Source organism: Rahnella sp. WP5, from assembly GCF_000745615.1.
In the GTDB taxonomy this organism is placed as follows: Bacteria; Pseudomonadota; Gammaproteobacteria; order Enterobacterales; family Enterobacteriaceae; genus Rahnella; species Rahnella aceris.
Genome location: NZ_JQJR01000026.1, coordinates 1 through 21,178 on the forward strand (window position 1 = coordinate 1; position 21,178 = coordinate 21,178).

Here is a 21,178-nt window from a genome sequence, read left to right on the forward strand (position 1 = left end):
TACACGTGATGCTCAGACGGGAAGACTGGCGCGATAACCACAAAAGGATTTACCGGCTTTACAGCGAGCAGGGGCTGTCGCTGCGCCTCAAACGGCCGCACAGCGCCGACAACCGCAGCCGCAGGGTCTGTATCCGAATCACGTCTGGGGCATGGATTTTGTCTCTGATGCGCTGTTTGACGGGCGACGACTGCGCCTGCTGACGGTTATCGACCTGTACACCCGCGAATGCCTGGGGCTCTGCGTGGGGGCAGAATCTGCGTTCAACAGAAGTGGCAGAAATGCTGAACAGCATAGCGCTCAGACGTCCTTTACCTCAGTTGCTGAAAACCGATAACGGACTACCGTTTGAATCAACTGTTTTTGCGCACAAGGATCCTGCCATCTAATGCGACGGTGGAGTCCTTCAACGGCAGGAATGTCTGAACGAGAACGGGTTCATGTCTCTGGAGGATGCACAGTGCAAAATCGAGGCCAGGCGCATACACTATAACCAGAGTCGTCCCCATTCTGCACTGGGCTGGATGACGCCCTCCGAATTTGCCGAAAAATCTGCCGGTTGCCAGAATATGCAGCCAGAATGAAGCCGGTTATTCCTGATTATGACTGGATCACATACAGGGTCAGGGTCACGAGATTGTTTCCAAAGAGATCTGACAGTCTGGTCTGTGCCAGAGCAGACTGTACTAACATCGCTATGAATTCATCAATTGTTTGCAGGCCACCGTTTGGGAAACTAAAAATTCCACTCACATGATTAAGCCTGAAAATCTCTTGACTATCTATTTTGCCAAGGCGTAATATCCACGCGGCTGAAAATTGTATCAAAAAACGCGCTTCTTAGGCGTTACAGAAACTCTCAGCGCTTCATTTTGAAGTGCCAGTTTTTTGTGGACTTTGTCCACCTTGATACAAGGCTATCCCTCCATGAATATTTCAAACATTCGTAATTTTTGCATCATCGCCCATATCGATCACGGCAAATCAACACTTGCTGATCGCATGATCGAACTAACCCAAACCCTTACAAAACGTGAAATGAAAGACCAGATCCTGGATTCGATGGATATTGAACGGGAGCGCGGTATCACCGTTAAACTGCAAACGGTTCACATGCTTTGGCAGGATCAACAGGGTGAAAAATGGCAATTTAATCTCGTTGATACTCCCGGCCATGTGGATTTTTCAGCAGAGGTTTCACGCAGCATTGCTGCCTGTGAAGGGGCAATTTTACTGATTGATGCAACCCAGGGCGTGCAGGCGCAGACTTTGGCCAACTTACGACTTGCCCGGCAGCACAACCTGACCATACTGCCTGCGCTCAATAAGATAGACAGCCCGTTAGCTGATATACCACGGGTAATGGCACAACTGTCCGAGATTGATGCTCTGGACTTGCAGAACGTAATGAGCCTATCGGCAAGAACCGGAGTTGGTGTTGACGCGCTGCTTTCTGCAATTCCTGAAATTTTCCCCGGACCGAAAATGGACCTTGACTCCCCTGTCAGAGCTTTCGTTTTTGACTCGCACTATGACAGTTATCGCGGGGCTATCCTACATGTTCGTATGGTTGATGGCTGTGTGAATCCGGGTGACAAACTTAAATTCATGTCCGGCGATAAGTCTTTTGATGTCCTAGAAACAGGATATTTTATGCCTGAGATGACCCGCTCAAGCGGCCTGAACACGGGGGAAGTAGGATATATCACGGGTGCCATCAAGGATATTCGCACTGTAAATGTGGGTGACACATTGACCAGCCAACATTTGCCAGCAAAAGAACTTGTTGCAAAGTACACTGAGATTAAATCCATGGTTTTTTGCGGTATTTATCCTGACGCACAAGGTGATGCCGAAGCGTTACGTAGCGCAATGCTAAAACTTCAGTTGAATGACGCTTCGCTCCAGGTCGAGCCTCATGTCTCAGAGTCGCTTGGGGCAGGTTTTCGCTGCGGATTTCTTGGTATGCTTCACAGGGAAATAATAGAGGAACGTTTGAAAAGAGAATATCAGCAGCATGTTATTATCACAGCACCCGCAGTCATTTATCGCTGTATGCTAAAAAATAACACGTTAATGGAAGTTGATAATCCGGCACTTTTCCCCTCTCATGACATACTGCTTTATGCTGAAGAACCTTTTGTTCATACCTGTATCAATACACCCTCGGATTTTGCAGGGAAAGTACTGGAATTGTGTGAACGAAAAAGAGGTGGGTATATCAGCATGTCATATCTGTCTCGTGACGATGTCTGTATCGAATACAGCATGCCACTTTCAATGATGATCGAGGGATTCTTTAGTGAGCTTAAGTCTGTCAGTCAAGGCTATGCTACGCTTGACTATCAACAAGAAGGGTACAGACGTTCTGACTTGGTAAAAGTCGATATTCACATTGATGGCCAGTCTGTAGATGCATTGGCATTTATCAGTTACACCGATATGGCTTTTCAGCGCGGAACTGCTGTTGTACATAAGTTGAAATATTTAATGCCGCGTCGTCTTTATCCGGTACCAGCTCAGGCGATTGTAAATAATAAAAGCATTGCCCGGGTTGATATTCCACCTTTGCGTAAAAATATGCTAGCGTCTGGCTTTAATGGCAGCGTATCTGCAAAACAGCGGATGATAAGGCAGCAAAGGGAAAGTAGGAAAAATAGCAGGGGCACGATGAGATTGGACATTCCCAAGGAGGTCTTTACAGAAATCCTTTCAGCGTAAATAGCTCTTACGATTCTGGCTGATGTTTAGGTCTGACAATAATTCAATTCTATCTTTCCAGAGAAGATTCAAGGTTTTGGTTTCTTGGCACTGTCACAAGCGCCCTTATCTGCTTGTGCTGCACGGTATTGTTTTGTGCCTCCGTGTCTCTTGATCTCGCGGCTGATAGTTGAGGGAGCTCGTGGTAATTTTCAGCTATGCCCCTAATGCTACTTTGTGCTACCAGCCCTCTGGATATCTCTTCTCTTTTATCAAGCGAAAGAGCTAAACGGTGTCGCTTTCGGACAAGCGCGTGATACCCACCTGTTTGGTGAATATTGGGCATGCGTGAATTAGGCTTTCAGATGCCTGAGATACCGCCGAATTCCGGTGGCCACTATATTCAGACACTGATTAATGACAAAAATTTATGCCGCCGGACAGATCAGCCGGATAAACAATGGACCATAGATCTTCGATGTGCCAGGTAAAGTTGAGGACGGCCGGCGGGCAACAGACTGGCGGTGGTTAATCAGCTTGCTCAGGTTGTGTCTGTAACTGACGGGACGGTTGATGCAGTGAAGCAATTTCTCAGCGTGCGGTTCTTGATCGTATCAAGTGCATCTTTCTGGGTTAACTAAAAGGTTGCTGACGGGGGAGCAGTATTACTAACGGCCGTACTCGGAGAGCGTGGCCGACATGTGAGAACCTCCTTCGCAACAACTGCACTGCCTCTGGACGCAGAAATTGAGGGGATGCGAGTGTCAACATTTAATTAATATAATCAACCAAATGGGCAGTCGGTTACTCTTAGTCGACTACCGCTACGCACATATTAAAAGATAATTTTGTGTAAGTTCATGGCCGCGAACCGCTATTTATATTCTAAGTAATCTCTCCCTAAAGCACCGTTTGTATGGATTTGGCGGAAACTGCACTGACATGGATCTTCAAAATTGTGATCAATCTAAAAGTTAGTTATTTTGTAATCGATTACATTTTGCTTTGATAAAATGTAATCGATTACTTTCTTTGGAGAAAGTTTACCTATGCCTACTTCACAACGTTTTGACGTCGTCATTCCGCAGCACCGGCTTTTGGTTCCCCGGCTGTCGCTGATGATGTTTATGCAATTCTTTATCTGGGGCAGCTGGTCGGTCACGCTCGGGCTGGTGATGACTCAGCACAATATGTCGCTGCTGATCGGCGATGCGTTTTCAGCGGGGCCTATTGCTTCGATTCTGTCTCCTTTCGTGCTGGGAATGCTGGTCGATCGTTTCTTTCCGTCACAAAAAGTGATGGCGGTGATGAATCTGCTGGGTGGGGTGATCCTGTGGTTCGTTCCTGCTGCACTGGAGGCTGAGAATGGCGCACTGCTGATTGCGCTGCTGTTCGGCTACACCCTGTGCTTTATGCCCACGCTGGCGCTGTCGAACAACATCGCGTTTCACAGCCTGGCCAGCAGTGACAAAAGTTTCCCGGTGGTGCGGGTGTTCGGCACCATCGGCTGGATTGTGGCGGGCATCTTTATTGGCGTCACCGGCATTTCGTCCAGCACCACCATCTTCTCTCTGGCGGCGGTCTGCTCGGTGGCACTGGCGATTTACAGCCTGACGCTGCCGCATACCCCGGCGCCGGCGAAAGGTCTGCCATTTCAGCTACGCGATCTGTTCTGCGCCGATGCCTTCGCGCTGCTAAAAATTCGCCACTTCTTTATCTTTTCGCTGTGCGCCACGCTGATTTCGATTCCGCTTGGCACCTATTACGCCTACACCGCCTCATGGCTTGCGGATGCGGGCGTTGAAAACGTCAGTACCGTGATGTCGTTTGGCCAGATGTCCGAAATCTTCTTTATGCTGGTGATCCCGCTGTTGTTCCGCCGCCTTGGCGTCAAATACATGCTGCTGGCCGGGATGTGCGCCTGGTTTATCCGTTACGCGCTGTTTGCGTTGGGTATGGGCGACGAAGGCCGCGCGCTGATCTACCTCGGCATTTTGCTGCACGGTGTCTGCTATGACTTCTTCTTTGTCGTGGGCTTTATTTATACCGATCGCATTGCCGGCGACAAGGTCAAAGGCCAGGCGCAGAGCATGATCGTGATGTTCACCTATGGCATTGGCATGCTGCTGGGCTCGCAAATCTCAGGTGTGCTTTACAACAGTCTGGTTGCCGGCCACGGCACCGCGCAGAACTGGGCAATTTTCTGGTGGATCCCCGCCGTTGCGGCGGCGGCGATCGCTTTACTTTTCCTCTTCACCTTTAAATATCGGGATGAAGCGGCTTAATTAACTGGAGGTAAACGTGAAAACGTTAAAAGGACCCGGGATTTTTCTGTCGCAGTTTATCGGGCAACAGACGCCCTTTAATACGCTGGACGGGCTGGCACAATGGGCATCCGCGCTGGGCTATAAGGCGCTGCAGATACCCTGTAACCACCCGTTGATTTTCGACCTTGAACGCGCTGCAACCAGCCAGACCTATTGCGATGAGGTGACAGGGGTGCTGGCCAGCTACGGTCTGGTGGTGAGTGAACTGTCCACCCATCTTGAAGGCCAGCTGATCGCGGTGCATCCGGCGCACGACCTGGCGTTTGACAGCTTTGCCCCGGCACAGGTGCGTGGTGACAATGCAAAACGTACCGCCTGGGCGATTAACACCGTAAAGCTGGCCGCCGCGGCTTCGGCGAAGCTGGGGCTCAGTGCCCATGCGACCTTCTCAGGTTCACTGGCCTGGCCGTATCTCTATCCGTGGCCACCGCATAATCCTGCGCTGCTGGAGGAAGCGTTTGAGGAACTGGCGCGCCGCTGGCAGCCGGTGCTGGATGAATTCGATAGTCACGGCGTGGATGTCTGCTACGAAATTCATCCAGGCGAAGACCTGCATGATGGCGTGACTTTTGAACGTTTTCTGGCGCAGGTGAATAATCATCCGCGCTGCAATATCCTGTTTGATCCCAGCCATCTGCATCTGCAGCACATGGATTATCTGCAGTTTATCGATATCTACCACTCACGCATCAAGGCCTTCCACGTCAAGGACGCGGAATATCTGCCAAACGGTCGCAGCGGCGTGTATGGCGGTTATCAGCGCTGGCTTGATCGCGCCGGACGTTTCCGGTCACCGGGCGATGGTCAGATCGATTTCAAAGGTATCTTCAGCAAGCTGGCACAGTACGATTACGGCGGCTGGGCAGTACTGGAGTGGGAATGCTGCTTAAAAGACAGCGAAACAGGCGCGCGCGAAGGGGCCGAATTTATCCAGCGTCACATTATTCCGGTGGCCGATCGCGCGTTTGATGACTTTGCCGCTCAGGACGGCGACCACGCCAGCGTACACGCGCAGCTTGGTCTGGACAGGGGAGCTTAGGATGATCAATGTCGGCATTATTGGCACCGGATTTATTGGTCCGGCGCATATTGAAGCCTTGCGTCGCCTTGGCAATATTCAGGTCGTTGCGATTTGTGATTCCACTCAGACGGCAGCAGAAACGCGCGCTGCTGAGCTCAACGTGCCTCACGCATACAGCGACGTCGCGGCATTTTTACAACATGAAGGGTTGGATACAGTGCACAACTGTACGCCAAACCATCTGCACGCAGAAATTAACCGGCAGATCCTGCGCGCCGGCAAGCATGTCTTTTCTGAGAAGCCGCTGTGCATGACGATGGAGGAAGCCCGTGAGCTGGTCGAACTTGCCGAAAAAGCGGGGGTGGTTCATGGCGTCAGCTTTGTTTATCGCCAGTTCGCCATGGTACAGCAGGCCGCCAGCATGATGCGTTACCAGCAACTGGGCCGGTTGTTCTCGGCGCAGGGTAGCTATCTGCAGGACTGGATGCTGGAAGAGACTGATTACAACTGGCGCGTTGATGCCGGAAAAGGAGGCGCTTCCCGCGCCGTGGCGGATATCGGCTCGCACTGGTGCGACACCATTCAGTTCGTCACCGGCCGGAAAATCGTCGAGGTGATGGCCGATTTGTCGATCGTCTGGCCCACGCGTAAAGCCAGCCTGAATACGTCGGCAACCTTTGGGGCGCAGCAAGAAGAAATGCAGTACGAATCACGCGACGTGACCACGGAAGATATGGGCTTTGTGCTGTTCCGCTTCGATGATGGCAGCAAAGGCAGCTTTAGCGTTTCGCAGGTTTCAGCCGGGCGCAAAAACCGTCTTAGTCTCGAGGTGAACGGCAGCCTGAGTTCATTAGCTTGGGATCAGGAAATACCGCAGCAGCTTTGGCTTGGGCATCGTCACAAGGCCAATCAGCTGTTGTCCGACGATCCTTCGCTGATGAATCCGGATGTGGCGGCACGGGCACGTTTTCCCGGCGGGCACATTGAGGGATGGCCAGATGCTTTCCGTAATATGATGCAGCAGTTCTATCAGGCGGTGGAGCAGGGCAAACCGGCCTCGCCAGGATTGTCGTTTGCCACCTTCCGCGACGGCGCGCAGGTGATGGCGATTGTCGATGCGATCCTGAAAAGCCATCAGCAGCAGCGATGGGTGCGCGTCAGCGACTGAAGCCTGGCTCGGTCGGCAGACGCCGGCCGGGCTAACTTATTGTGCAGACAGATTTATGGTAACCTGCGTGTCATCTGACTGAGCAAGAGTTGCTACCATGTCCATCCAAAAAATCGCCCGTTTAGCGGGCGTTTCTGTCGCGACGGTCTCGCGGGTGTTAAACAACAGCGACAGCGTTAAAGACAAAAATCGCGAGAAAGTGCTCGAGGCGATCAAACAAAGCAATTACCAGCCCAACCTGCTGGCGCGACAGTTACGCACTTCACGCAGCTCAATGATTCTGGTACTGGTCTCAGACATATCCAACCCGTTCTGCGCCGATGTGGTGAAAGGCATTGAAGAGCAGGCCGAAAAAAATGGCTACCGCATTTTGCTGTGCAACTCCGGCTCCAATATTGAACGTTCACGCTCAAGCCTCCAACTGCTGGCGGGAAAAATGGTAGATGGCATTATCACCATGGACGCCTTCAGTAAACTTCCCGAACTTACTCACTTAATTGGCAAGACCCCATGGGTACAGTGCGCCGAGTATGCAGATGCGGGCGAGATTTCCTGCGTTGGCATCAATGATGCTGACGCGTCGCAGGAAGTGGTTCGTTATCTGAGCGGTAAAGGTCGCCAGCGCATTGCGCTGATCAATCACGATCTCAGTTATAAGTATGCGCAGCTGCGGCAGAAAGGCTATACCCGTCAGTTGGAAAGTAGCAAACAGGCCTGGCAGGCGATAACCTATGCAAGCGAACTGAGTTTTAGCGCTGGCAAGCTGGCAATGGAAAAATTGCTGGCCGCAGAAGAGCGTCCAGATGCGGTATTTGCCGTATCTGACACTCTGGCGGCAGGCGCGATGTCAGCCATTCAGCAGGCGGGGTTACGGGTGCCTGAAGATATCGCGGTGGCCGGTTTTGATGGCAGCGAACTGGCCGAAATGGTTTCACCACCGCTGACCACCATCGTGCAGCCGTCAAAGGACATTGGCCGTAAGGCGTTCAGCCTGTTACTACATAAAATTGAACATCCTGATTCACCCGCGCAGCGGATAATGATGAGCTGGCACTTAACTGAACGCGCCAGCGCATAAGTCAGTCATCAGTGACTGAGTGCCGCCCGTAAGTTGTGCAGAGACGTGGTTATAATGCTCCACGGATCGTTCGGTTTGTCGTGCTCGATAATGAACAATTTCACGCCGCTGGCTTTCGCCGCCGGCAGAATGGTCTGCCAGTCCAGTAACCCTTCGCCTAAGGGTGCAAAGTTCATTTCATCATCGCGGATACCAATTGCGGCGTTATCCTTGGCATGGATGGCATAAATCCTGCTGGGATATTCCTTCAGAAAACGCACCGGATCCTGACCTCCACGAGACACCCAGGCGGCATCCATTTCCAGCTTCAGATTATTGGGTTGGGTGTGGTTCATGATGATTTCAAGCGCCGTCACACCATCGTATTTCTTCATCTCAAAGTTGTGGTTGTGATAGCCCAACTGCATGCCGTCCTTGCGCAATGTTGCACCGAGCCCATCTAGTCGTTTGGCATAATCAATCCATCCCTGACTGTTTGTCGGGCGGTCTTCCGCTTCAATCCACGGCACGATGAGGGTTTTATTGCCCACCGCTTTGTTGAAAGCAAGGGTTTGAGCGTAGGAGTTCTCAAGGGCGGACAGTTGAACGTGCGCGGAGGTCACCTTTAACTGATTTTTTGCCAGCAGCTCCTGCATTTGCTTCGCGCTCAGGTCGTGTGTGCCGACAATTTCGACATTTTTGAAACCCGCTTCGTGCGCCATGGCGAACTGTTTATCCGCCGAACCCACGTTGCGCAGGGTGTACATTTGCAAAGCAATTTCATTATCAACCTCAGCCGCCGCGACAGGGCAGGAGGTGAGCGCGACGGAAGTAAACAGCAATGAACTGGCCAGTATTCGAGTAAACATAAGGTCTCCGGATGATTAAAAGTAATCGATTACAAAGCTACGACAAAAAGTAATCGATTACTTTATAATTGTGCTGACTTTTGCAAAAATGTGATGAACCTCAAATAGGGGAGGGCATTCATCTTATTCGGGTGATTTATACCCAGTCAGGCATTTTAACGCTAAAAGAGAGACACTCTTTAAGAGGTATGATTTTGCATAATCAGACGAACAATGTCTTAGGTTCCGACGCAGCACGTTGGGCCATTTTTGCTTTGGCACTGGGCGGGTTTGGCATCGGTACGGGTGAGTTCATTATCATGGGGCTTCTGCCCGGGGTTGCAGAGTCACTTAATATCTCTGAACCGCAGGCCGGTAACGCAATCGCCAGTTATGCGCTGGGCGTGGTAGTCGGTGCACCAGTGATTGCGGTTCTGGCGGCCCGCATGGCGCGAAAAAAACTTCTACTCTGCTTGATGGCGGTGTTTTTCATTGGCAACATCGTCAGTGCATTTTCGGGCAGTTACTATCAATTGATTGGTGCCCGTTTCCTGACAGGATTACCGCACGGTGCCTTCTTCGGTGTGGCTTCTCTGGTTGCGGCCTCGCTGGTAACGCCAGAAAAACGTGGCAGGGCGTTGAGCGCTTTAATGCTCGGACTGACTATTGCCACGTTGGTGGGCGTACCGCTGGGATCCTGGATAGGGCAGGTGTTTAACTGGCACGTGGTGTTCGGTTTCGTGGGCGCCATCGGCTTTCTGACCTGTGTACTGATACTGCGCTTTGTCCCGATGACGGCGAACGAAAGTAATGCCCATCCTTTACGTGAACTGGAAGCCCTGAAGAACAGCCAGGTTCTGCTGACATTGCTAGTGGGAGCCATTGGATTTGGCGGGATGTTTGCGGTCTTCAGCTATATCGCGCCTACGCTGATCAACGTGGCTGGGATGCCTGCGGGATTGATCCCCTGGGCCATGACAGCCTTCGGTCTGGGCATGATTTCAGGCAATCTGGTTGGCGGACGCCTGGCGGAGAAGACGGTACTTAAGGTAATAGGCTGGACGTTGCTATGGAACATTCTAATTATGGCGGCTTTCCCTCTGCTGGCTACGCATGTTGCGACAGGGATGATTGCCACATTCCTGATTGGCACCTCATCCGTTTTACTGCCGTCATTACAAATACGCCTGATGGATGTTGCCAATGACTCGCAAACGCTGGCCGCTGCGATGAATCATTCCGCCCTGAATATTGCCAATGCGATGGGTGCCTGGCTGGGAGGACTGGCGGTGTCTTCAGGCTTCGGTTGGATCTCAACGGCTTATGTCGGGGTTTTCTTGGGGATTACCGGGCTGGTCGTCTATGCCGTTACTGTCTGGCATGCAGGCAGGCGTCAGACATCATAGAGGGCTCAAAGACATTTTTCCCTCGTTGTACTTCAGTAAAGCTGCGTTAATGGCCAAAAATGTGCCCGATTCAAACCAGGCACATATCCTCTAAACCAATCTGTTTCTGCCTGCCTGCCATGCAAAATAAGCCTGGGCGAATGAAACAAGGAGCAGACAGAGGAGGGTTGAATTCCAGGTGTGGGTATAGCCATGTAATATGCCAGCCAGACAGGGGCCCAGAGCACCAATCAGATAGCCGATGCACTGCGCCTTCCCCGACAGCTGCCCCGCCTGGTGATGCTCACGGGCTCTGAGCCCAAAGAGGGTGAGACAGGTGACCATGGACATACCCGCACCGATGCCTGCAAGGATGAGCCAGAGTACTGATACGGCTGGCATCAGAAGCAGGCCAGCAACGCCTGAGGTAATGAATAATGAGCATATCAGCCCCAGCAACCGTTGATCCCTCAGACGGGCAATGAATACGGCAGTGGACAGATTGGCTAAGACGGCAACGGCCTGATAGATGAACAAATGGAAACCTGCCACAGATGAGCTGACGCCATGTGTATTCGCCATTGAAGGATACCAGTCAATAAGCGTGTAAAAGGCCATCGTCTGCAGAGCCATAAACATTGAAACCTGCCAGGCCACGCCGCTTTTCCAGACGGAGCTTGTGCCCTGGATAACAGGTTTCTTGGTTGAACCCACCTCATTACCCATTCTGGCACATACTTTTATCCACACGATAAGAGCAAAGACTGCAGGTATAACCCAGATACCCATTGACACTCTCCATGTCGCGCTACTGAGTGCTGACAATGGGGAAGCCATGCCGCTTGATAAAGCTGCTGTCAGAGCCATGGTGGCTGCATAAAACCCTATGCAGCGCGCGGCATGAACTGGGTAGTCCCGTTTTATTAACGGCACAACCAGGACGTTCGCAACAGCTATCCCCAGGCCGATAATGAATGTCCCTGTCCACAGCCCAACGACTCCCAGAGATGAACGCACAAGACATCCTACGGTAATTAAGACAAGTGCGGCTAAGAGCGAGCTCTCAAGGCCTATTCTGCGGGTGAGTACGGGTGCAAAAGGAGAAGCAAGGCCAAAAATGAGTAAAGGCAACGCGTCAAGTAAACCCGTATAGGTCCCCGATAGATTAAACGAAGCCGCGATTTGATGAATAACCGGCCCCAGTGCAGTTATTGGTGCTCTCAGGTTAGAAGCAATAAGCAAGATACCGATGAAGGTCAGTGAAAATAGGGACTTTTTAACGTGAGGTGTTTTATCTGATATAACAGACATATTAAGTCAACCCTGTAAATACGATGCGTTGATACGATCGTAAGTCATGCGTTGGTTGACGTTAACGCTTACGCAATTCAGTGAGTCTGAAATGTCTGACGCGGAGGGTATAGAAGTCTATTCTTACTGTCAAGCACGTGTGGTCGGTGGATTTGACCCGGAGCGAATAATGCGCCAGGCACGGGATAATCCCCTTTTTCCACACCGGTTCCTACAAAACCCTCCCGACCAGACCATTTTCTTCTTACAGGAGGATGAAGAGTCAGTTTTGTGCTTATTTCCCACAGGGAACCTAACAGGAATATGGTGTAATGGTCTAATCAAACCGGACACTTTGTTAGAGATATAATGAGCAATGCTAACGAGGTGAGAATGCAAAGAAAAACGTTTATCCATGAGTTCAAGCAGGAATGTGCCAACTTGGTTCTTCAGCACCAGTACCCGGTAACTCAGGCTGCTGAAACGATGAATATTGGCCCTCAATATTACAACGCTGGTTACGCCAATATCGCAGAGATGTCAGGGGCGATACTCCCATCGCCACCGCGATTACGACTGAACAACGACGAATACAGATACTTGAAAAGCAGGTACGTCAGTTGCAAAGCGACAATGACCTGTTAAAAAATCTTCAGCCTTCTTCGTCATGGAAATGAACAACGACAAAAAGTCGCGGTGAAGCTGAAGAAGGCTGGGGCAAACATCCAGCAAGTATGTTGATGCCTGTCGCTCACGCGCAGTGTATTTTACGCCCGGAGCAGGCGGCCAGCTCTCAGAGCAAATGTACTGATGCTTCATGCGGCGGCTAAGCATCTCCATGCTTAAATTGATGCGACGTATGGCAGTCGGCGCATGTGTATTTGAGCTACGTTAACGTTGGCCGATACCGTGTCCGTCAGAAAATGAAGACCCTGATGCTGGTTGCGAAGCGTGCCGGATGTTATCGCTATCCACGTGGTGGTAAACCGGGTGTAATTGCGGCGAATCTGTTGAATCGACAGTTTAATCCAGAGACATTGAATACCTGGTGGTCAGGTGATACCACCTATCTTGACACAGCTCAGGGCTGGTTATATCTGGCTATTGTCATGGACTTATGTTCAAGAAAAATAGTGAGTTGGGCCTTCTCGGACAAACCGGAGGGTGCCCAGACTAGCCGGGCACTACGACTGGTGGTCAATAAATAGCGGCCAACAGGCCCAGTTGTATTCCATAGCGAAAGTAATAATGCCGGTGTCAGTTTTTATCATCACTCAGTTTGCCGTTAAACCAGATTGGTGTGATTACTGATGCAGTGAAGACCTTCCCGCATCAGCGATCGACCTTTTGTGTCCTGTCCGGGTTATCTGTCTGGAGATTCAACTCTGTTTCCTCACAGGAGCTCTGTCATGGCTGATAAAGTTACCGAAGCCGCCGTTGTGGGTGGCGTGGATACACATAAAGATCTGCACGTTGCCGCTGTCGTCGATCAGAACAATAAAGTTCTGGGGACCCAGTATTTCTCCACAACACAACAAGGTTACGGGCAGATGCGGCATGGATGACCTCGTTTGGCGCATTAAAGCAAATTGGCGTGGAGTGTACAGGTACCTATGGTTCCGGGCTGCTTCGCTATTTTCAGAATGCTGGGTAGAAGTCCTTGAAGTGACTGCGCCAGATCGGATGGAGCGACGCAAACGAGGTAAAAGTGACACGATTGATGCTGAGTGTGCTGCTTATGCAGAATTCTCTGGTATAAGGACTGTTACCCCCAAAACGCTCAATGGCATGATTGAATCTCTGCGGGTGTTAAAAACTTGCCGCAAAATTCAAGCAGGCAGTTCCGGCAGTTACTGTGGCGGTACCGGATCAAACAGAGTATGAGTCGACGTGGAAACTGCTGGGATAATAGCCCGATGGAGAGCTTCTTCAGGAGCCTGAAGAATGAGTGGGTGCCAGTGACAGGTTACATAAGCATCAGTGATGCTGCCCATGCAATAACAGACTATATCGTTGGATATTATAGCGCGCGCAGACCGCACGAATATAACGGTGGGTTACCACCAAACGAATCGGAAAATCGATATTGGAAAACTCTAAAGATGTGGCCAGTTTTTGTTGACCACTTTAGTCTGCGTGGTTGATCTGCCTGAGGTTGTTTCGGTCGCAGAAAAGCTGGGGGAACAAACGAAAGACGATAACAACGGATATTTGTGTAATGTGAGTTGACGGAGTACTCACCACGCGATGACCTTGAAGCCGAGTGAGTTGTTAACTAACTATGACCGTTCCTGTCATGCCATTACCACACCAACTTATCCCACCGGTGATCATCGTTGACCTTGTGCCCACTCTGAGCATAGCTGGGCGCAATTGGGTATGGTAGAGTGGTTATCTGGTATAAAGGTTATACGGACATGATGATTTCAGAGGGGAAAAACGATGAAAACGTGGTTTATCATTGGAGCGTTGAGCAAATGATCAGCGAACGGAACACTCTGGCACCGCGCTCCTCGGCTGAAGCAGGCAGTACCACCGATGATCGTCTCGCACCCGGTACGAAACTTGTTCTGGGGATCCTGGTGGTCTCGACGTTCGTTGTAGTGCTTAACGAGACTATCATGAATGTGGCTCTGGCAACTCTCATTACTGACCTCGGCATCTCTGCAGCGACAGCCCAGTGGCTTACAACTGCATACTTGCTCACGATGGCGGTCGTGATCCCTGTCTCTGGTTTCCTTCTTCAGCGTTTCACCGTTCGCCAATTGTTCATCACCGCCATGTCGCTATTCACAATCGGCACCTTAGTTGCGGCCTTGTCCTCAGGCTTCGCAATGTTGCTGACCGGGCGTATCGTGCAGGCTGTGGGCGCTGCGGTCATGATGCCACTGCTCATGACTGCAGTGATGCACTCAGTGCCAGCACGACGACGGGGTTCTGTCATGGGCACTATATCGATTGTAACCGCAGCTGCCCCCGCGCTCGGTCCTGCAGTGTCTGGTGCGGTACTAAGCGTGTTGGACTGGCCATTTCTGTTCTGGACGGTATTACCTATCGCTATGGCGACGCTTCTGATTGGCATCTTCTTATTGCGCAATGTAACCCAGACGCGCCGCATTCGTATTGATGTGCTCTCGGTTATCCTCTCCGTTTTGGCGTTTGGCGGCATCTTGTTCGGACTTGTAAGCATCGGTGAGTATGCGAACGGAGTGGCGCACATCAACCCGTTAATTCCCCTCGTCATTGGCGCCGCCTTCCTATTGGTATTCATCATTAGGCAACGATATCTCGCTCGTCATGACCTTGCGCTATTGGATTTGCGCACGTTCCAAACTCCTCAGTTCTCGTGTGCGATCATCGTTACCGGACTGGTGGCAATGACCTTATTCGGCACACTCACCGTACTCCCACTCTACCTGCAGAGAGTGCTGGGGATCGGCCCGCTTGCCACCGGCCTGCTGCTGCTGCCTGGCGGTGTGCTTCTTGCTGTACTCTCACCGGTCGTAGGGCGTTTGTACGACCGAGGCGGGATCGGTCCTCTCATCGTGTCAGGAGCAGTTCTACTGGCGTTATCACAGATCATTTTCGTGTTGACGATCGGGAATTACGATTCCTCGCTTTCGGCAATGATTATGTTCACTGTGATGCACATTGCTTTGGCCTTCCTCTTTACTCCTCTGATGACTGTGGCCCTCAGTTCGCTCCCGGCCGGGCTTTACTCGCATGGCAGCGCGACCTTTTCAACCGTACAACAGCTCGCCGGTGCTGCTGGAACGGCGACGCTCGTTACGCTCATGACGGTCGGCTCTACCCGCATTGCTGGGGAAAGCAACATTGCTGCTGGGGTTCGCAATGCCTACATTGGGGCATCTGTCATCGCCGTCATCGCCGTCATCGCTACGATGGTACTTGTACTGATCATCCGGCGACACAGTTCTTGTCACTAGGATGGGACACAATGCCACCCATCGCCGATAAGTTCACACTCTCAAACCATGTCATTATTCCTGCGCTGAGGTTTGCCACCTGGTCGGTATGCGAAATCACCTCGACCTATGTCGCATCCATCAGGCACGAAGTCAAGGATGTGTGCTAATCCCCTCGTAAGGACAATGACTTGCTTGTAAGATGATTATCTTAACTCTCTATCTTCAATCACATAGATTTCCTTATCATACTGTACTTTCAGTTTTTTAGCGCAGCTTCCACTATGTGAAAATGTAGCCAAATAATCAGCAGTTTCAAGCTGCCGATGAACATCAAAGTTGATAACGAGCTTTCGCAAACGTTTGCAGTAATCGGCTATCAACTCATTAGCATAATCCTTGGCTTCTTCTACAGAAGAAATTCTCCTCAGTCGGAGTTTCTGATGACTCAAGAGTCAGATGGGCGCGTTCAACGTGACTTTTGGCAGAGCTTGCATTGATGCAGATCGTGAATCGCTATGGGTTTAACAAACTCCTCCGGGGCATTTATTGAGTGCCCCCGGGCCCGAAGACAAATTTGGCCTATATTGAGCTTCATGATGAAATAGCCGTTCTGGATATCATGATAACGTCAATAGTCGGTTAACGAGCCCCGGAGCTTATCAAGTGTAAAGCGGTGGGATATGAATGTGCTTCGCAACTGTTAATCACGGCTGGTGATAATCCTCAGCGGCTGAACTCTGAGTCTGGCTTCGCGGCTCTGTGAGGCGTCAGTCCTGTTCCAGTCTCTTCTGGTAAAACAAATCGTCATTGACTGAACAGTTGTGGTGATCGTGCATTACACATTATCGCCATTGGTCGATTACGCACAGACACGAGAACATAGAAGTATGTGGCAGGTAGCGGAAGGTCACTCAAAAATAGAAGCGCTGCGTTGCCTTAAACGTTATGTTGCTACGTAATCAAAACCGACTAATCAACAGAACTCAAATTACAAGTTGACTCTTAGAAGGTGTCCATGGTGCGCAGTATACCAGCGCTCAGTTCCAGTCCTGCCAGTAGGAACTTGATGTGACGGGCAGCATGAGTCGCAAGGGTAACTGTCTGGATAATGCCGTTACGGAGAGGTTCTTCCGCAGCCTGAAAGCTGAGAGAGTTAACTACTGTCGCTATGAAACCCGAAGTCAGGGCATTGCAGACGTTATCGATTATATCGACAGTTTTTATAATCTGAAGCGTCGGCATTACCGGCTGGGAAATATATTGCCGAATGAATATGAACGTCGGCTACAACAATGTGCCTAAATCTGTGTCCGGTTTGATTAGCATTACATATGCCCGGAGATGACAAATAAACACAGTGAGGGAGAGGGTTAAAGTTGAAGAGCCCGTATCACGGATACCACAATCCTTAATTCGGTTTTTTAGGTAGAAGATCATAATTTCATATTGCGTTGATGCTGAAAATGATGCGGGTGAACTGCGTTCAAGCGCAGTTTTCAATGTGTCACCACTGAGACGTTCAGTCATGCTTTCTACTGATGCCGATTGCTCAAAGATGGAAAGTAGTTTATAGGGTTGCTTGATTAATGAACTTATTGACTCATTGTTTTTGCATGAGAGCCAGAATAGTCTTTATAATAGTGTGGTTATGCGTATCAAAGACAATGGGATGGTTTCATTTTTGAGTCGTAAATTGATTAATTTTTCGAGTTCAGTTTGACGAATGACAAAGCATGCCTCCTGAGACAAATAATGGAGCGGAAAAAATTCTTTATTATAGCGTTTGCTTATACGATTGGATGAAACTATTCCACTGATTTCCTTTGTAGTACCTTTAGGTAGTCTCCTTAATCGTTGTTCAAATCTTTCCTTCTAGGTCGTTGTCTCAAATACTTGGTAAATAATTCTGGAAACAATAAAAATAACATAATTTCTATATTCAGGTCTTATTATTGGTGTCGGGATGTTTAGATATTTAGCAAGTAGTCGTTGTGTTAATTTATATTCATGACCTATTAGAGTGGATTCGAGTACACTATGGTTTGATGCGATATTATTTTTTTCTTCATGTATTATTTCCTTTTATTAATTAAATGCATAACTCTTTTATGTCTGCACTTAATAACTTTGTGATTTTAATTGTTCGAAATAAAAACATTAAAGGAAATGTTTTTTATTGATTCTTTGTTGAGTGTTTAAATTTTCAAAAATTACAGAGGGTGTTCCTTAGGGTAAAAATATAAATTTGAAGTGTATATTGTAATTATTATATTGGTTTATTTATCGCATCATGGTAAAAATAGTTCTTTAGCTTTTTAAGGGTAATGTTCCTTATGCTCTTTAATGAATAATTAAGGCGCGGATGTTTTTATTCTATGAAAAAAAACTACTTATGAAATTAACTTCTAGCTGACAGCGGAAACGTGCAAATAAATATAGTTCTAATAGTATCCTCTGGATGCAGTAAATAAATCCCAATTCATTTCAACCGTAACATTCCAGCACCATGTAAAAGCATTTTTAAACAGAGGCATCCATCCATCGGCATCATGCTGAATCAGTTTACTGTAACCCCATAGTTACTCGGAGATAGGGGTTAACCGAATTCGTATCGTTATGGATTGACACAACTGAAACGAAACGGTATCGTTTCGTTATTGTCGGGTTGTTTTTATACTGTACGCAAACATCAGTATGTTGGCCGTTTGAAGCTGTTTTAATGATTATAGCAGTGCGGTGGGCGCAGTAAAAAATACAAGTATATGTATTTAAATGTTTTTTACTCAGTCTAGTATTGCTCAGATCATCAATGGATAAAACTGCAACCTAGATGTTTTGCAGCAAATCCTTAGTGAGGATTGACTTCGATTGTGAAGAAAATGTTGTTGGGAAGATCACCGAGTATCAGCCCAATATGAGTTCCTTAGGACGTTTTAGATAGTTAAATCAGCAGATTAGCAGAATCAGAAGTGTATGAAGCCAACACAGTAAAGTACCACCTTGGTTAAGGCCACATATATTGGCTGGTCATTATGTCACTGATGATGAATGTGTTTCTCCAGACTTATGAGCTTCGATCCCTGATTGATGGCTCTTGGATGTGTATCCCCCACGTTAAAAAGGACTATGCAATGAAGCATCGCTCTCACTCTAGTAAGTTGGTTGGCTGTTCTGTGCCTAATGTTTTGGCTTCTCTTATGATTTCAATTTTCTGGATACCCGCTGCAATAGCAGAAACATCAACTATTAGCAGTAATGAAACCTCGAAGTGGGGTTTGGGTGCCGGTGTTGCAGCCATTCAAAAACCATATCGCGATATTGATGTTGATGTACTCCCTTTACCTTTGTTTTCGTATGAAAACAGATGGATTAGTACTTCTATTCCTAAAGTAGATCTTAAATTTCTCTCTAACGAGTCATTTACACTGAGCCTGCGAGCCAAATATGCCGGGGATGGTTATGATGCGGATGACTCTCCATTTCTTACCGGTATGGATGACCGCAAGGGCGGTGTATGGGCCGGGGGAGCAATGATGTGGAAAACTGGGATTGTCGATCTTTCGGCGGAAATTCTCGGTGAAGTGTCCGGGTATAGTAAAGGATCTCGAGCAAAATTACAGGCAGAAAAACGGTTTGCATCCGGGACTTTCGGTTTAACGCCAAGGTTCGCCGTCGAATGGGTTGATAGCAAATTTGTTGATTATTACTATGGCGTAAAAAGATCAGAGGTGCGGGTAGATCGCAGTTTTTATGAGGGGAATTCTACCACCAATATGGAGGTGGGAATTCGTATGGATTATACCATGGCTCGCCAGCATACGCTGTTCCTTGATGCAAGTGCCACCCGGTTTGGGAATGGTATTAAAGATAGTCCATTAGTTGACAACTCAAGTCAGACATCGGTAAGTATTGGTTATATTTACCGTTTCTAATGCGCTAAATGATCTATCGCTCATGGAAATTCATATCATGAGCGATAAAATATCAGTTATGGAATAACCTCGATAGTATTTTCAGGCCATACAAAAAATGACTAACGTGCAGTTATCTCTCTTAAAAACGATGTGCCAACCGCTATTTTTACTGGAGAGTATACTCATAATATTCCAAGCTAAGAGTGGATGCATTCAGTTATTCCTGGTTAGGAACTGTGTGTCTATAAGAAGAACATCGGGACCGTTTATTGGCATTTAAAATGCACCGCGTTTTACTCATTATTTAATGGTTTTTTAAATAAAATTCACTGAAAATAAAAAATATTGAGTGAGGGGATTCTATTACTAGGTTTGCTATAGGCCTGGGAAGGGGTGCTATGAAACCTCAATCAGATGATTTATAAACATAAGCACGTATGAAAACTTCAACTGCGCGTGAAACAATATCTGTAATTTGCTGTTCACTGAGTTGTATTATTACATTATATAAGCCTGCTTCATTTATCTCAGATTCAAGCAAGCCGAAATAATGACAAGCAACAACATGAGGATCCGCTTCGTATAAATAGCCTCGTTCAATGAATGGTTTAAAGTATAGTCCTAGATGCTGTATGGCTTTGTTTGGACCTTGCTCATAAAACAATTGACCTAAGTCTGGATTTGCGGACGCCGTAATCATCATACGTCTGGCTGCAAGAGCGCGTGGTGTATGAAAACTAGAAAGAATGTAGTGTCCAAATTTTGTCAGAGCGTCTTTACAATTTTCTTCATGGTTTGGGAAAAGAAGTGAGTCTACAGCACTTTCTGATGAACTAATCGGCTGTGGACCATCTCCAGTACAGTACAAGAAATTGATGATTTCATTGTCATTTCCTTGTGATGCTTTGATTATCAGTGCGGAAAACAACGACTCCTTTGAATCAAAATATCGATACAAAGTAGATTTTGCACTGCCTGATCTTGATGCTATTTGATCCATGGTGGATTGCTCAAATCCGACCTCAAGGAATACGTCTCTTGCTGCGGACAAAAAGGCATTTCGTACACTTTCTGATTTGCTTCTGGACATCGGTGCTCCACCAAATTCTAATCTACGATAAAATGATGTAAGATACCGAAACGATGAAGTATCGTTTCGGTATTGTCAAGTGGTGCGATTGTGGACAGGATAATTTACTTCAAATGGCGAGTCGACCTGCATATTTTTTGAGTTAATTGATTACCTTTACCTGATTCAGGATGCTGGCGTTATTTTTAAATTCCGAAAAAAAGCCATCGTACCGGATTCAAGCCATACGCCAACACCACCTCGCTGATTTGCACCCAGTTTCAAGTCTGTAACTATAAGTGATGGAGTTGATTTTGACCCTGACCCCGTATGTGATCCATTCATAATCAGGAATAACCGGCTTCATTCTGGCTGCATATTCTGGCAACCGGCAGATTTTTCGGCAAATTCGGAGGGCGTCATCCAGCCCAGTGCAGAATGGGGACGACTCTGGTTATAGTGTATGCGCC

General features: G+C 48.5%; 15 protein-coding genes and 5 pseudogenes. 15 read left to right on the plus strand and 5 right to left on the minus strand.

The features are described from left to right. From EX31_RS26405 to lepA, 3 genes and pseudogenes are all read left to right on the plus strand, one after another. Positions 1–203: pseudogene (locus EX31_RS26405) on the plus strand (hypothetical protein); the annotation flags it as partial. 219 nt (positions 204–422) lie between these two features. Next, a complete protein-coding gene (locus tag EX31_RS26580) occupies positions 423–584 on the plus strand; it encodes an integrase core domain-containing protein (protein ID WP_369794813.1) in 162 nt (53 codons plus the stop codon). 343 nt (positions 585–927) lie between these two features. Then, a complete protein-coding gene (gene lepA, locus EX31_RS16875; RefSeq protein WP_037035731.1) occupies positions 928–2,721 on the plus strand; it encodes a translation elongation factor 4 in 1,794 nt (597 codons plus the stop codon). A gap of 71 nt (positions 2,722–2,792) precedes the next feature. Here the strand turns inward: lepA and EX31_RS25485 are convergent. After that, a pseudogene (locus tag EX31_RS25485) lies at positions 2,793–3,055 on the minus strand (helix-turn-helix domain-containing protein); the annotation flags it as partial. A 694-nt stretch (positions 3,056–3,749) separates the two neighbouring features. Between EX31_RS25485 and EX31_RS16880 the strand changes: the two are divergent. The 4 genes from EX31_RS16880 to EX31_RS16895 all read left to right on the plus strand — a co-directional run bounded on the left by EX31_RS16880 (position 3,750) and on the right by EX31_RS16895 (position 8,294). Beyond that, complete coding sequence (locus EX31_RS16880; RefSeq protein ID WP_037035732.1) at positions 3,750–4,985, plus strand: MFS transporter; 1,236 nt, start codon at positions 3,750–3,752, stop codon at positions 4,983–4,985. Between the two features lie 16 nt (positions 4,986–5,001). Continuing rightward, a complete protein-coding gene (locus EX31_RS16885; protein WP_037035734.1) occupies positions 5,002–6,066 on the plus strand; it encodes a sugar phosphate isomerase/epimerase family protein in 1,065 nt (354 codons plus the stop codon). 1 nt (position 6,067) lies between these two features. Beyond that, positions 6,068–7,216, plus strand: a complete 1,149-nt coding sequence (locus EX31_RS16890; RefSeq protein ID WP_037035736.1) for a Gfo/Idh/MocA family protein — start codon at positions 6,068–6,070, stop codon at positions 7,214–7,216. 97 nt (positions 7,217–7,313) lie between these two features. Then, positions 7,314–8,294 (plus strand): LacI family DNA-binding transcriptional regulator, encoded by a 981-nt coding sequence (locus EX31_RS16895; RefSeq protein WP_037035737.1) that lies wholly within the window; start codon positions 7,314–7,316, stop codon positions 8,292–8,294. An 8-nt stretch (positions 8,295–8,302) separates the two neighbouring features. On the opposite strand, the gene EX31_RS16900 is transcribed toward EX31_RS16895, so the two are convergent. Then, complete coding sequence (locus EX31_RS16900; RefSeq protein WP_051931070.1) at positions 8,303–9,142, minus strand: sugar phosphate isomerase/epimerase family protein; 840 nt, start codon at positions 9,140–9,142, stop codon at positions 8,303–8,305. 194 nt (positions 9,143–9,336) lie between these two features. On the opposite strand from EX31_RS16900, the gene EX31_RS16905 reads away from it, so the two are divergent. After that, positions 9,337–10,527, plus strand: a complete 1,191-nt coding sequence (locus EX31_RS16905) for an MFS transporter (protein WP_231576070.1) — start codon at positions 9,337–9,339, stop codon at positions 10,525–10,527. Between the two features lie 90 nt (positions 10,528–10,617). On the opposite strand, the gene EX31_RS16910 is transcribed toward EX31_RS16905, so the two are convergent. Next, a complete protein-coding gene (locus EX31_RS16910; protein WP_037035740.1) occupies positions 10,618–11,817 on the minus strand; it encodes a CynX/NimT family MFS transporter in 1,200 nt (399 codons plus the stop codon). A 914-nt stretch (positions 11,818–12,731) separates the two neighbouring features. Between EX31_RS16910 and EX31_RS26585 the strand changes: the two genes are divergently transcribed. The 7 genes and pseudogenes from EX31_RS26585 to EX31_RS16945 all read left to right on the plus strand — a co-directional run bounded on the left by EX31_RS26585 (position 12,732) and on the right by EX31_RS16945 (position 19,657). After that, complete coding sequence (locus EX31_RS26585; protein ID WP_369794812.1) at positions 12,732–13,004, plus strand: DDE-type integrase/transposase/recombinase; 273 nt, start codon at positions 12,732–12,734, stop codon at positions 13,002–13,004. 201 nt (positions 13,005–13,205) lie between these two features. Next, a pseudogene (locus EX31_RS26050) lies at positions 13,206–13,623 on the plus strand (transposase); the annotation flags it as partial. A gap of 2 nt (positions 13,624–13,625) precedes the next feature. Then, positions 13,626–13,918, plus strand: a pseudogene (locus EX31_RS25490) (integrase core domain-containing protein); the annotation flags it as partial. A 265-nt stretch (positions 13,919–14,183) separates the two neighbouring features. Beyond that, positions 14,184–15,743, plus strand: coding sequence for a DHA2 family efflux MFS transporter permease subunit (locus tag EX31_RS16935; protein WP_156106983.1), 1,560 nt, complete (start codon positions 14,184–14,186; stop codon positions 15,741–15,743). A gap of 562 nt (positions 15,744–16,305) precedes the next feature. After that, positions 16,306–16,724 (plus strand): annotated as a pseudogene (locus EX31_RS25855) (transposase); the annotation flags it as partial. Positions 16,725–16,793: 69 nt separating this feature from the next. Next, entirely contained in the window at positions 16,794–17,027 is a 234-nt protein-coding gene (locus EX31_RS26590) for an IS3 family transposase (protein WP_081925215.1), read from the plus strand. 1,829 nt (positions 17,028–18,856) lie between these two features. Next, a complete protein-coding gene (locus tag EX31_RS16945) occupies positions 18,857–19,657 on the plus strand; it encodes a MipA/OmpV family protein (protein ID WP_037035755.1) in 801 nt (266 codons plus the stop codon). A 388-nt stretch (positions 19,658–20,045) separates the two neighbouring features. Here EX31_RS16945 and EX31_RS16950 read toward each other — a convergent pair whose 3' ends face one another. Together EX31_RS16950 and EX31_RS26595 are read right to left on the minus strand one after the other, a co-directional pair. Continuing rightward, complete coding sequence (locus EX31_RS16950; protein WP_037035752.1) at positions 20,046–20,729, minus strand: TetR/AcrR family transcriptional regulator; 684 nt, start codon at positions 20,727–20,729, stop codon at positions 20,046–20,048. A 342-nt stretch (positions 20,730–21,071) separates the two neighbouring features. Then, a partial coding sequence (locus tag EX31_RS26595; protein WP_156106984.1) for an integrase core domain-containing protein occupies positions 21,072–21,178 on the minus strand: 107 nt, incomplete at its 5' end.

Excerpts from the sequence above, each read along its gene's own strand:
- lepA (WP_037035731.1), top strand. The coding sequence starts at position 928 with ATGAATATTTCAAACATTCGTAATTTTTGCATCATCGCCCATATCGAT.
- EX31_RS16880 (WP_037035732.1), top strand. The coding sequence starts at position 3,750 with ATGCCTACTTCACAACGTTTTGACGTCGTCATTCCGCAGCACCGGCTT.
- EX31_RS16890 (WP_037035736.1), top strand. The coding sequence starts at position 6,068 with ATGATCAATGTCGGCATTATTGGCACCGGATTTATTGGTCCGGCGCAT.
- EX31_RS16895 (WP_037035737.1), top strand. The coding sequence starts at position 7,314 with ATGTCCATCCAAAAAATCGCCCGTTTAGCGGGCGTTTCTGTCGCGACG.
- EX31_RS16900 (WP_051931070.1), bottom strand. The coding sequence starts at position 9,142 with ATGTTTACTCGAATACTGGCCAGTTCATTGCTGTTTACTTCCGTCGCG.
- EX31_RS16910 (WP_037035740.1), bottom strand. The coding sequence starts at position 11,817 with ATGTCTGTTATATCAGATAAAACACCTCACGTTAAAAAGTCCCTATTT.
- EX31_RS26585 (WP_369794812.1), top strand. The coding sequence starts at position 12,732 with ATGCTGGTTGCGAAGCGTGCCGGATGTTATCGCTATCCACGTGGTGGT.
- EX31_RS16945 (WP_037035755.1), top strand. The coding sequence starts at position 18,857 with ATGAAGCATCGCTCTCACTCTAGTAAGTTGGTTGGCTGTTCTGTGCCT.
- EX31_RS16950 (WP_037035752.1), bottom strand. The coding sequence starts at position 20,729 with ATGTCCAGAAGCAAATCAGAAAGTGTACGAAATGCCTTTTTGTCCGCA.